This window comes from Azoarcus sp. DN11 (assembly GCF_003628555.1).
Lineage (GTDB): Bacteria > Pseudomonadota > Gammaproteobacteria > Burkholderiales > Rhodocyclaceae > Aromatoleum.
On record NZ_CP021731.1, the window covers coordinates 22,234 to 34,785 of the forward strand.

Sequence of the window (12,552 nt, forward strand, 5' to 3'; positions counted from 1 at the left end):
GAAAACTCGCGGCCCCGCCGCGAGCGCGAGAGGATTGACGCGGCCCCCGCGGTCCGGGCTATAATCCGCGCCCTTTCGTGTTCTTCGCGGACGGCTCCCGGGCCTGTGCGCGAAGGCGGCGAAGCCTTGGTGGTGAAATTGGTAGACACGCTATCTTGAGGGGGTAGTGGCGAAAGCCGTGCGAGTTCGAGTCTCGCCCAAGGCACCATAAAGCAGTCCGACAGAGGCCGGCAATCCCAAGAGGGTTCTGGCCTTTTTCACGTCCACGGCCGACACCGGCGTCAAATCCATTCGTCACGTCCCGGTGCCGGCCACGAGCCGCACCCGACCTTTAGATTTCTTAATTCGGGCCTTGGCGGCTTGCTGCTAGATTACGTCCGCGCAGCCCCGATGCCGGGTGGGATTTCCATGATCAAAGACCTGTTGTTTTACCCACGCCAAGTGGTCGAGGCCGGCGGCAACCGCTGGGACTGGGCACTGCTGCCGCTCGTGCTGGCGGCGCTGGTGCTGGTGGCCTACGGCGCGCAACAGATGGCTCGCCCCTACCAGATCGGCGAGGCGATCCCCCTCAGCCTGTCACCGGCCGTGCTGCCCTACTACCTGCTGCGCACCACGCTGCGGATGTTCATTGCGCTGGCGGCCTCGATGGTCTTCAGCTGCGTCTTCGCCGCCCTCGCATCGAAGTATCGCGCCGCCGAGAAAGTGCTGGTGCCCCTGCTCGACATCCTGCAGTCGATCCCGGTGCTGGGCTTCCTGTCGATCACGGTCACGGGTTTCATCGCGCTCTTTCCGGGCAACCTCCTCGGGGTGGAGTGCGCGGCGATTTTCGCCATCTTCACTTCCCAGGCGTGGAACATGGCCTTCTCCGCGTACCAGGGCTTCCGCACCGTGCCGACGGAGCTGGCCGAGGCGGCGAGGGTGTTCCAGCTGTCGCCGTGGCAGCGCTTCTGGCGGCTCGAGTTGCCGTACGCGATGCCCGGACTGCTGTGGAACATGATGATGTCGATGTCGGGCGGCTGGTTCTTCGTCGTTGCCTCGGAAGCCATCTCGGTGTCGAACCAGAGCATCAAGCTGCCCGGCATCGGCTCCTATATCGCGCTGGCGATCGAGGCGCGCGACCTTCACGCGATCGCGTGGGCGATCGGCGCGATGCTGGTCGGCGTGCTGCTCTACGATCAGTTGTTCTTCCGCCCGCTGCTGGCCTGGGCCGACAAGTTCCGCTTCGAGGAGACCGGCAGCGACACCGCCCAGGACTCCTGGCTGCTCACCTGGCTGCGCCGCACCGAGCGCATCCAGGGCCTGGTGACGCTGTTCGTCACCCTGCTGGAACGCTCGCTGGCCATGTTTCGCCTCCCCTACGACGGCACCTCGATCCGCGCCCGGCCGCGCCTGCGCAGCGCGGCGCCCGAGCGCATCGGGGATGCGGTGATCGCCGCCGCGGTGTTCTACGCCGTGTGGTCGCTCCTGCGCTTCATTCACTCCGAAGTGGGCTGGGGGGAAGCGGGGTACGTCTTCGTGCTCGGCCTGTACACGCTGACGCGCGTGGTCGTGCTGATGCTGCTGGCGGCCCTCGTGTGGGTGCCGATCGGGGTCTGGATCGGCCTCAATCCGCGCTTCGCGGAGCGGGTCCAGGCGATCGCGCAGTTCCTCGCGGCCTTTCCGGCCAACCTGATGTTCCCGGTGGCGGTGCTGGGGATCGTGCACTTCAAGCTCAATCCGGACGTGTGGCTGTCGCCGCTGATGATCCTGGGCACGCAGTGGTATCTGCTGTTCAACGTCATCGCCGGCGCAACCACCATTCCGACCGAGCTGCGCTACGCGGCGCAGAATGTCGGCCTCACGGGCTGGCTCAAGTGGCGCCGCTACCTGCTGCCGGCGATTTTCCCGAGCTTCGTCACCGGCGCCATCACCGCCAGCGGCGGTTCGTGGAACGCCAGCATCGTGGCCGAGTACGTGAGCTGGGGCGACACCACCCTCAAGGCCCACGGCCTCGGCAGCTATATCGCGGAAATGACGGCCGCGGGCGACTTCCCGCGCATCGCGCTGGGCATCGGCGTGATGTGCGTGTTCGTCATGGGTTTCAACCACTTCGTCTGGCGCCGTCTGTACCGCATGGCCGAGGACCGCATGCATTTCTGAGGAGCACCGATGGCTACCCCGATCGTCGAACTCAAATCCGTCGGCAAGTCCTTCCATTCCGCCGACGGCAGCGCCCGCGCCGTGCTCGAAGGGGTCGATTTCACGCTGCGCGAAGGCGAGATCGTGGCCCTGTTGGGCCAGTCCGGTTCCGGCAAGTCCACGCTGCTGCGCATCATGGCCGGTCTCATCCGCGCCGACAGAGGCGAGGTGCTGTACCGCGGCCTGCCGCTCCACGGGCCAGCGCGCGGGGTGAGCATGGTGTTCCAGTCCTTCGCGCTGTTCCCGTGGCTGACGGTGCAGAAGAATGTCGAACTGGGCCTCGAAGCCCGCGGCATGGACCCGGCCGAACGCGCCCGGCGGGCGAAAGCGGCGATCGAGCTGATCGGGCTGTCCGGCTTCGAAGGGGCGCTGCCACGCGAGCTCTCCGGCGGCATGCGCCAGCGCGTCGGGATTGCCCGCGCCCTAGTGCTGGAACCGGAGGTGCTGCTGATGGACGAAGCCTTTTCGGCCCTCGATGTGCTCACCGGCGAGCGCCTGCGGGAAGACATTCTCGGCCTGTGGGAAAGCGGCCAGATGCCCACCAAGGCGATCCTGGTGGTGTCCCACAACATCGAAGAAGCCGTCACCATGGCCGACCGCGTGCTGATCTTCGGCAGCAATCCGGGGCGGGTGCGGGTCGAGCTGCCCGTGAACCTCGAACGGCCGCGGGAGGTGGGCAATGCCGATCTGCGGGCCCTGGTCGATGAAGTCTATGGTCTGATGACGGCCAAGCCGGGCCGGGTCGGAAAGCCGGCCGAGAAGGAAACGCCGCTGGGCCTCGGCGACCGCCTGCCGGTGGCCGACGTCGCTCGCATCGAGGGCCTGCTCGAGCTGCTCGCCGACGAACCGTTTCATGGCCGCGCCGACTTGCCCCAGCTCGCGGAGGAGGCGGAGCTCACCGACGATGAACTGCTCGAGGCGAGCCACGCTCTCGCGCTCCTCGGCTTCGCCCATCTCGCGCACGGCGACATCACGATCACGTCGCTGGGCGAACATTACATCGGCGGCCCGAAGACCCTGCGCCAGGAGCTCTTCGGGCAACAGCTGCTTGCACACGTCCCGCTCATCGCCTACATCCGCCATGGCCTGGAACAGGACGCGAGCGGCGACCTGCCGCAGGACCTGTTCCTCAAGCTGCTGCGCTACACGCTGGACGAAGCGGAAGCCGAACGCGCCCTGCGGGTGGCGATCGAGTGGGGGCGCTACGGCGAGGTCTTCGAATACAACTTCAACAACGGCGTCATCCATCTGCCCGAAGGCGAGGCCACTGCCGGTCAGCCGGCGCCCTGACACAGGCCCTGCTGCCGACGAATCCCGGCACGCGACCGATCACGCCGCCGCGAACGCCTCCGCGACCGCGGCGCAGACGATGCACCCTTCATGGACGTTCACGCCGGCGGCGAGATGCGGATCCTCCTCCGTCGCACGCTGCCAGCCCTTGTCGGCAAGCGCGAGGACGAAGGGCAGGGTCGCGCTGTCGAGGGCGAAGGTCGACGTGCGCGCGACCGCGCCGGGCATGTTGGTCACGCAGTAATGCACGATGCCGTCGACGACGTAGGTCGGATCGGCGTGCGTCGTCGGACGGCTGCTCTCGAAGCAGCCGCCCTGGTCGATCGACACGTCCACCAGCACCGAACCGGGCTGCATGCGCGCCAGCCACTCGCGCAGCACCAGCCGGGGTGCACGCGCGCCGGGGACCAGCGCGGCGCCGATCGTGAGGTCGGCCTTCAGCACCAGCGACTCGATCGCCCCGCCGGTGGCGTGGCGGGTGCGGATGCGGCCGGCGAAGAGTTCGTCCAGCCGGCGCAGGCGGTCGAGCGAGGGGTCCGCGACGGTGACGTCGGCGCCCAGGCCGACGGCCATGCGCGCGGCGTTGTAGCCGACCACGCCGCCGCCGAGGATCGCGACGCGGGCCGGCGCGACGCCGGGCACGCCGCCGAGCAGCACGCCCGATCCGCCGCGCGGCTTTTCCAGGCAGCTCGCGCCGGCCTGGATCGCCATGCGGCCGGCAACCTCGCTCATCGGCGCGAGCAGCGGCAGGCCGCCGGACGGGCTGGTGACCGTCTCGTACGCGATCGCGGTGGCCCCGGAGGCGAGCAGCAGGCGCGTCTGCTGCGGGTCGGCGGCGAGATGGAGATAGGTGAACAGCACCTGGCCGGGGCGCAGCAGGGCGCATTCCTGCGGCTGCGGTTCCTTGACCTTGACGATCAGTTCGGCGCAGGAGAAGACCTCTTCCGCGGTGTCGGCGAGCTCGGCGCCCTCGGCGCGATAGTGCTCGTCGGGCAGGCCGATGGCGGTCCCGGCGCCTTTCTCCACCACCACCCGATGGCCGCGGGCGACGAGTTCGCGCACGCTGTGCGGCGTCGCGCCGACCCGGTATTCGTGCGTCTTGATTTCCTTCGGGATTCCGATGTGCATGAGCGTGGGTCCGCTGGAAGGCAGGCATCCCGCCTGCGGGGTGCGGCGTCCATGATGAGCGCGCAGGCGCCCGCCTGTCCATGCTGCATCACAGCACGAATGTTCCTGCCCAACCCGGGTAAAACCCGGGTAAGTGTGGCAGTATTACAAAAGTGCTAAATGCGCGCGTCCTGAACGAGGCGGCGCGGCAATCCGCGGATTTTCATGCATACGATTGCCTGCTAGCCTGTGTCCGGTTGCACGAACAATCCGACCACCAGTCGTCAACGAAGAAAATGACACTCCGGCAAGGTTTCGAACGCGTTTCGCCCACCGACATCCGCATCGGCGAGCCTCTTCCCTACGCGGTATATGACGGTTCGGGGATGCTGCTGCTGCAGGCCGGGTTCGTCATCAACACCGTGAAGCAGCGCGACGTGCTGATCGCGAACGGCTGTTTCATCAGCAACGAGGTCGCGCGGGCGCGGCCGGCACCCCCTCCGCTGCCGCTGGCCGCGGTGAGCGAGGAGCACAGCTCGTTCGAGATGTTCGACCTGCTCAAGCTGCGCTTGAAGCGCGTTTTCGACCTGTACAGGAGCGGCAGCGTGGGCGACGAGTTCGTGCCGCGCATCGAAGGCATCGCGCTGACGATCCAGGAGGCGTGCACGCACGACACCGACTCCGCGCTCGCCAACCTGCACCTCGATTACGACAGCTCGTACGCGGTGATCCACCACCTGCAGGCAGCGATGCTGTGTGAGCTGATCGGCAAGAAGCTGGGCGTGCCGGACGAGTCGCGCCTGCCGCTGATCGAGGCGGGTCTCACGCACGACATCGGCCTGCTCGACATCCAGGACGTCCTCGACCAGCAGCTCGCGCCGCTGAGCCCGTCGCAGAAGGAGCGCATCGCGCACCATACAGTCGACACCGAATCCATCCTCGCCTCGCTGGGCGTGCACAAGAAGGCCTGGCTCGACCCGGTACGCCACCACCATGAGCGGCTCGACGGCAGCGGCTACCCCGACGGCCGCGCGGGCGACGCGATCGACCTGCCGACGCGGGTGCTGGCGATCGCCGACATCTACAGTGCGATGGTGCGCGACCGGCCCTACCGCAAGGCGATGGTGTCCACCGAGGCGATGCGCAAGCTGATGCTGGAACAGGGGGCGACCACCGACCGCCGCCTGATCGGCATGATGATCAAGGAGATCGGCGTGTTCCCGCCCGGTGCGACGGTGCGGCTCGCGAACGGGGAAATCGCCGTCGTGAAGAAGCGCACGGCGAATACCGCGTGCCCGCTGGTCTTTTCCTTCGTTCGCGCCGACGGCATGCCGATGCTCACGCCGGTGCAGCACGACACCGCCCGTGAGGAGTGCCGTATCGAAGGCATGGTGCCCTTTTCCAACCATCGTGGCGCGATCGCGGTGCTGCGCGGCCTGTGGCACCACCCTTGAGGACGACACCGATGAAGCGCTTCGAGTGGAAGGTCGAGTATTCGGTCGATGACGCCGAAATCGACCGCCAGCACGCGGAAATGATCGCGATCCTCAACGAACTCGCCGACCAGTTGCACGGCGAAGGCCCGTCGGACGGTGCGCGCCGCGTGTTCGACCACCTCGCGCATTACGTGACGACGCATTTCGCCTACGAGGAAGGACGTATCACGCAGGCCGGCTACCCGGACGAGCGGATCGCCGAGCACCAGGTCGAGCACAATGCGATCCTGCGTCAGCTGCAGGGTTTCGAGCGCGTGTTCGAAAGCGGCGACACCGCGGCGCTGCAGGAGATGATGCCGTTCCTGTATGGCGAATGGCTGATCCACCACATCTGCGGCACCGACAAGGAGTACGTGCCCTGGCTCACGGGCAGCCGCTGACGCGGGTTCCGGCCGGCACCCAAAACGGGCAGTGGCGCCGCGCGGTGAAATCCGCGCGCTCATGACAATCCGATTGCACGGAGACTAGAATGGACCGGTGACCATCGCGCGGCTCCTATCGCCATGCTCCGCCTCCCCGATCGCTACTACTGGGTGCTTCCGCTCGGCGCGTGGACGGTGCTTGTCCTCTTGTCGCTGGGGCTGATGCTGCACCACGGCGAGACTTCCGCCTATGCGACGGCGCGCCAGCAGGGCCGCGACATCTTTCGCATGATCGAGGCGATGCGCCTGTGGAACTCGCGTGCCGGCGGCGTGCTCGTGCGCCGGAGCGAATCGACCCCGCCGAACCCGTACCTGGAGTTGCCTGAACGCGACCCGGTGACGACCTCGGGCATCCCCCTCACCACCGTCAATCCCGCCTACATGACGCGCCAGATGGCCGGCATGATCGAGCAGGAAAGCGGCATCCGCATCCACATCACGAGCCTGCGCCCGATCAATCCCGGCAACATTGCCGACCCGTGGGAAACGCGGGCGCTGCAGGCCTTCGAGCAGGCCGGCGAGCAGGAGCGCAGCGAGATCCTGGACGAGGGCGGCGGCCCGCTGATCCGCTACATGGCGCCGCTGTTCGTGCGCGAGGAATGCCTCAACTGCCACCAGAAGCAGAACTACCGCGTCGGCGACGTGCGTGGCGGCATCAGCGTGTCGATCCCGGCAGCCGATTTCGTCGCGCGCGCCGAAGGGGCGCGCCGCCAGCTCCTCGTCACGCACGCGGCCGTGTGGGCATTCGTCGCGCTGATGCTGACGATCTACCTGCGCCAGTATGGCGTGCAGTGGACCAGCCTCAAGACGCTCACGGCGACCCTCGAGGAGCGCGTGCAGGAGCGGACCGCGAGGCTGGAGAAGGAAATCGCGGCCCACCGCGCGAGCGAACTCGACGCACGGGAACACCACCAGCGCTTCCTCGACCTCGTGAACACCACCGACGGCATCGTGTGGGAGGCGGACGCGCGGACTTTCGCCTTCACCTTCGTCAGCCGCAAGGCCGAGAGCCTGCTCGGCTACCCGGTCGCGGACTGGGAGCAGCCGGGCTTCTGGGTCGAGCACCTGCACCCCGAGGATCGCGAATGGGCGTCGCAATATTGCGCATCGTGCACCGGCCGGCTCGAACCGCACCGCTTCGAATACCGCTTCATCACTGCGGACGGCCGCATCGTGTGGCTCGAGGACATCGTCACGGTGGTCGCGGAAGACGGCGCACCGAAGCTGCTGCGTGGCCTGATGGTCGATATCACGGCGCGCCGCGAGGCCGAACTCGAGGTGCGCCACCTCACGCAGCGGCTGACGCTGGCGACGCGCGCGGCGCACATCGGTATCTGGGAATACGAACCCGACAGCGGCAAGGTCGTGTGGGACGGGGCGATGTACGAACTCTTCGGCCTGAACCCGGGCGAGTTCCACAACCACGTCGATGACGTGACCGCGCAGATCCTGCCCGACGACCTCCCGCATCTCACCAGGCTGCTCGACGAGACCCTGCGCACCGGCCGCGACTTCGCCACCACCTTCCGCATCCTGCGCCACGGCACCGAGATCCGCCACATCGACGCGCAGGCCGTGCTGGTGCCCGGCATCGGCAGCCAGCCGGCGCGCGTCATCGGCGTCAACCGCGACGTCACCGAGCGCAAGCGCGACGAGCAGGAACTGCTGCGCCTGGCGACCACGGACGTGCTGACCGGCTGCTACAACCGCGGCTACCTGCAGCGCCTGCTGGCGCTCGAGATCGACCGCGCGCGGCGCCACGGCGCCGCACTGTCGCTGCTGATGTACGACCTCGACCACTTCAAGCACATCAACGACACCTGGGGCCACGGCGCCGGCGACCAGGTGCTGGCGTGCAGCGCGGCCGTCGTGCGCGACACGATCCGCCGCACGGACACGTTGGCACGCTGGGGCGGGGAAGAATTCATGGTGCTGAGCCCGCACACCTCGGCGACAGACGCCAGAGTGCTTGGCGAACGCGTGCAGCAGGCCTTGCGCGACCACCCGACGCCGCCCGCGGGAGTCGTCACCGCGAGCGTCGGCGTCGTCACGCTGCGCCCCGAGGACGACGCCGACACCCTGCTGAAACGCGCCGACGACCTGATGTACCGGGCCAAGCAGGCGGGCCGCGACCACGTATGCTGCGACGACTGCCCCTGAACGCGCTCCCCCCGCTCAGCCCAGGCCCGCGACCGCGCGGTACTGCGCGGCGGCCTTCGCCAGCCACTCGCGGAAAGCCAGCAGCGACGCCGATTCGGCCTTGCGTTCGGGAATGATGAGGTAGTAGGCGCGGGCACTGTGGTAGACGTGATCGCAGGGAATCACGAGGCGGCCGCTGTCGAGCTCCTCGCGGATCAGGAAAGGCGGGATCAGCGCCACCCCCATGTCCTGCATCGCTGCCTGCGCGAGCATCGAAAAGAGCTCGTAGCGCGTGCCGGTCATGTCGTGCGCAACCTGCATCCCGAGCGAGCCGAACCACTCGCGCCACCCGTAGGGCCGCGTCGACTGCTGCAGCAGCGGCAGCGCGGCGATCTCGGCCGGCGTAAGCCTGGCGCGGCCCGCGAGCCGGCGCGGGCTGCACACCGGCGTCGGATTCTCGTGCATCAGGAAATGCGCCTCGGTGCCGGGCCAGCCCGCGTCGCCGAAGTACAGCGCGGCGTCGAACTCGGTGTCCGCGAACAGGAAGGGCCGGGTACGGTTGTTCATGTTCACGGTGACGTCGGGGTGCTGCGACAGGAATTCGCCCAGGCGCGGCAGCAGCCAGCGCGTCGCGAAGGTCGGCATCACCGCCAGCTCGATCGTCGCGCCGCGGCCATGGTGGGCCATCAACGACAGCGTGTCGCGCTCCATCGCGTCGAGGCGCGCGCCGATCTGGCGGCTGTAGGACAGGCCCGCCTCGGTCAGCGTCACGCCGCGCTTCGTGCGGCGAAAAAGACGCAGCCCGAGGAAGTCTTCCAGCGCCGCGATCTGGCGGCACACCGCGCTCTGCGTCAGCGCCAGGTCCTCGGCCGCGCGCGTGAAGCTCTCGTGCCGCGCGGCGCGCTCGAAGGCGAGCAGCGCGGCGGTGCTGGGGATCTTGCGGCGCATGGGTGACTCCTGAAAAGTGCGCGTTTCGCATACGTGGAGCAGGACGAAATCCCGCCGTTATCGAGGCTGCGATGAACTGCCGCCGTTCGCCCTGAGCCTGTCGAAGGGCACTGGCAGGGCTTCGACAGGCCAGCCCCCGCGAAGCCGAAGGGCACAGCCGGAACGGAATCCGGTTGCCCGGTAAATGCCGGCTTCCGCCACCGCAGCGGCGATATTTCATCCCGCCCCGCCAATCCCGTCTCTCAACAAGTGCGTTTTTCGCACAAGCTACCCCGAAATTATCGTTTGTCGCGCCATGATGCAATGACTAGAGTTCAGTCACCGACCAGAGCCGGGTGGTCCCGGCCCACGACCAAACGCCGCATTGAGGAGATTTCACATGGCAAGCAACCGCGTCACTTTCGACTGGGCCGACCCCCTGTATCTCGATAGCCAGCTCACCGAAACCGAGCGCCTGGTGCGCGACAGCGCCCGCGCCTACTGCCAGGAGCGCCTGCTGCCGCGCGTGCAGGAGGCCTTCCGCCACGAGAAGACCGACCCGGCGATCTTCCGCGAGATGGGCGAACTGGGCCTGCTCGGGCCGACCATCCCCGAGCAGTACGGCGGCGCCGGCATGAACTATGTCGCCTACGGCCTGATCGCGCGTGAAGTCGAGCGCGTCGATTCCGGCTACCGCTCGATGATGAGCGTGCAGAGCTCGCTCGTGATGGTGCCGATCAACGAATTCGGCACCGAAGCGCAGAAACAGAAGTACCTGCCCAAGCTCGCGACCGGCGAATGGATCGGCTGCTTCGGCCTGACCGAGCCGAACCACGGCTCCGACCCCGGCAGCATGGTCACCCGCGCGAAGAAAGTCGACGGCGGCTACAGCCTGTCCGGCGCCAAGATGTGGATCACCAACAGCCCGATCGCCGACGTCTTCGTCGTGTGGGCCAAGGACGACGCCGGCGACATCCGCGGCTTCATCCTCGAGAAGGGCTGGAAGGGCCTGTCCGCCCCCGCGATCCACGGCAAGGTCGGCCTGCGCGCGTCGATCACCGGCGAGATCGTCATGGACGAAGTGTTCGTGCCGGAAGAGAACGCCTTCCCGACCGTGCGCGGCCTGAAGGGACCCTTCACCTGCCTGAACTCGGCGCGCTACGGCATCGCCTGGGGCGCGCTCGGCGCCGCCGAAGCCTGCTACGAGACCGCGCGCCAGTACACGATGGACCGCAAGCAGTTCGGCCGCCCGCTCGCCGCCAACCAGCTGATCCAGAAGAAGCTCGCCGACATGCTCACCGAGATCACGCTGGGCCTGCAGGGCTGCCTGCGCCTGGGCCGCCTCAAGGACGAGGGCAATGCGCCGGTCGAGCTGACCTCGATCATGAAGCGCAACTCCTGCGGCAAGTCGCTCGACATCGCCCGCGTCGCCCGCGACATGCTCGGCGGCAACGGCATCTCGGACGAGTTCTGCATCGCGCGCCACCTCGTGAACCTCGAAGTGGTGAACACCTACGAGGGCACGCACGACATCCACGCGCTGATCCTCGGCCGCGCGATCACCGGCATCGCCGCGTTCGCGAACTGAGCATCGCCATGTCGGGGGCGCTGTCGCACATCCGCGTCCTCGACCTGTCGCGCATCCTGGCCGGCCCGTGGGCCGGCCAGATCCTCGCCGACCTCGGCGCCGACGTCATCAAGGTCGAGCGCCCGAGCGAAGGCGACGACACCCGTCACTGGGGTCCCCCCTTCCTCCAGGACGCGGCCGGGCAGCACCCGCCGGTCGCGGCCTATTTCCTCGGCGCCAATCGCAACAAGCGCTCGATCGCCGTCGACATGACGCAGTCGGAAGGGCAGCGCCTGTTGCGCGAGCTCGCGGCACACTGCGACGTCGTGCTGGAGAACTTCAAGGTCGGGGGACTGGCGCGCTACGGCCTCGACTACGCGTCGCTGAAAGCCGTCAATCCGCGCCTCGTGTACTGCTCGATCACCGGCTTCGGGCAGGACGGCCCCTACGCCGCGCGCGCCGGCTACGACTTCCTGATCCAGGGCATGGGCGGGCTGATGAGCCTGACCGGCCGCCCCGACGGTGAGCAAGGCGGCGGACCGATGAAAGTCGGCGTCGCGCTCACCGACATCCTCACCGGACTGTACGCGGCCAACGCCGTGCAGGCCGCGCTGGCGTGGCGCGAGAAGAGCGGCGAAGGCCAGCACATCGACCTCGCGCTGCTCGACGTGCAGGTCGCCTGCCTCGCCAACCAGGCGATGAACTACCTCACCACCGGCGTCGCGCCGGGGCGGCTCGGCAACGCCCACCCCAACATCGTGCCCTACCAGGACTTCCCGACCGACGACGGCTACATGATCCTCGCGGTCGGCAACGACGGCCAGTTCGCGCGCTTTTGCGAGGCCGCGGGCGACCCCGCGCTCGCCGCCGATCCGCGCTTCGCGACCAACCAGGCGCGCGTGGAAAACCGTGCGACGCTGATCCCGCTGCTCAACAAGCTCACGATCCGGCGCACGACCGCGGAGTGGATCCGCGTGCTCGAGGCCGCCGGCGTGCCCTGCGGGCCGATCAACACGCTCGCCGACGTGTTCGCCGACCCGCAGGTGCAGGCGCGCGGCCTGCGCGTCGAGCTGCAGCACGCGGCCCTGGGCCGCGTCCCCCAGGTCGCGAACCCGATGCGCCTGTCGGCCACGCCAGTCGAATACCGCAGCGCGCCGCCGCTCCTGGGCGAACATACGGACGCCGTGCTGTCTGCGCTGCTCGGTCTGTCGGCCGCGGACATCGCCCGCCTGCGCGATACCGGGGTCATCTGACGCGGCACTCTGCCGCGTTCCCCTTCCCGACGGTACAATCCGCGCAAAGACAGCCTGCACGAGCCGTCCGGCCGTTTCCGGCCGCGCCGGCCCGCCAGCAGGCGGGAGCACCATCCGACCCCTGCCGGCGGGCCGTCCGATACGGCACCAATGATGACTTCATCAATCCGGTC

General features: G+C 68.0%; 9 protein-coding genes and 1 tRNA gene. 8 read left to right on the forward strand and 2 right to left on the reverse strand.

The features are described from left to right. The first annotated feature begins 123 nt into the window (after nucleotides 1-123). The 3 genes from CDA09_RS00110 (at nucleotide 124) to CDA09_RS00120 (ending at nucleotide 3,468) form a co-directional block, all read left to right on the forward strand. Nucleotides 124-208, forward strand: a tRNA-Leu gene (locus tag CDA09_RS00110). A gap of 200 nt (nucleotides 209-408) precedes the next feature. Beyond that, complete coding sequence (locus CDA09_RS00115; protein WP_121426759.1) at nucleotides 409-2,139, forward strand: ABC transporter permease; 1,731 nt, start codon at nucleotides 409-411, stop codon at nucleotides 2,137-2,139. A 9-nt stretch (nucleotides 2,140-2,148) separates the two neighbouring features. Then, a complete protein-coding gene (locus tag CDA09_RS00120; RefSeq protein ID WP_121426760.1) occupies nucleotides 2,149-3,468 on the forward strand; it encodes an ABC transporter ATP-binding protein in 1,320 nt (439 codons plus the stop codon). Between the two features lie 39 nt (nucleotides 3,469-3,507). Here CDA09_RS00120 and ald read toward each other — a convergent pair whose 3' ends face one another. Continuing rightward, the gene (ald, locus tag CDA09_RS00125; protein ID WP_121426761.1) at nucleotides 3,508-4,596 is read right to left on the reverse strand and encodes an alanine dehydrogenase; all 1,089 of its coding nucleotides are present in this window, start codon (nucleotides 4,594-4,596) and stop codon (nucleotides 3,508-3,510) included. A 275-nt stretch (nucleotides 4,597-4,871) separates the two neighbouring features. On the opposite strand from ald, the gene CDA09_RS00130 reads away from it, so the two are divergent. From CDA09_RS00130 to CDA09_RS00140, 3 genes are all read left to right on the forward strand, one after another. Continuing rightward, on the forward strand, nucleotides 4,872-6,029 hold the full coding sequence (locus CDA09_RS00130) for an HD-GYP domain-containing protein (protein WP_121426762.1): 1,158 nt from the start codon (nucleotides 4,872-4,874) through the stop codon (nucleotides 6,027-6,029). A gap of 11 nt (nucleotides 6,030-6,040) precedes the next feature. Continuing rightward, entirely contained in the window at nucleotides 6,041-6,451 is a 411-nt protein-coding gene (locus CDA09_RS00135) for a bacteriohemerythrin (RefSeq protein WP_121426763.1), read from the forward strand. Nucleotides 6,452-6,574: 123 nt separating this feature from the next. Next, nucleotides 6,575-8,653 carry a diguanylate cyclase gene (locus tag CDA09_RS00140; protein WP_121426764.1) on the forward strand — a complete coding sequence of 693 codons (2,079 nt, stop codon included), beginning with the start codon at nucleotides 6,575-6,577 and terminating at the stop codon, nucleotides 8,651-8,653. A gap of 15 nt (nucleotides 8,654-8,668) precedes the next feature. Here CDA09_RS00140 and CDA09_RS00145 read toward each other — a convergent pair whose 3' ends face one another. Beyond that, a complete protein-coding gene (locus CDA09_RS00145) occupies nucleotides 8,669-9,580 on the reverse strand; it encodes a LysR family transcriptional regulator (RefSeq protein ID WP_121426765.1) in 912 nt (303 codons plus the stop codon). 379 nt (nucleotides 9,581-9,959) lie between these two features. On the opposite strand from CDA09_RS00145, the gene CDA09_RS00150 reads away from it, so the two are divergent. Together CDA09_RS00150 and CDA09_RS00155 are read left to right on the forward strand one after the other, a co-directional pair. Then, complete coding sequence (locus CDA09_RS00150; protein ID WP_121426766.1) at nucleotides 9,960-11,147, forward strand: acyl-CoA dehydrogenase; 1,188 nt, start codon at nucleotides 9,960-9,962, stop codon at nucleotides 11,145-11,147. Between the two features lie 8 nt (nucleotides 11,148-11,155). Continuing rightward, the gene (locus CDA09_RS00155) at nucleotides 11,156-12,379 is read left to right on the forward strand and encodes a CaiB/BaiF CoA transferase family protein (protein ID WP_121426767.1); all 1,224 of its coding nucleotides are present in this window, start codon (nucleotides 11,156-11,158) and stop codon (nucleotides 12,377-12,379) included. Nucleotides 12,380-12,552 lie beyond the last annotated feature (173 nt).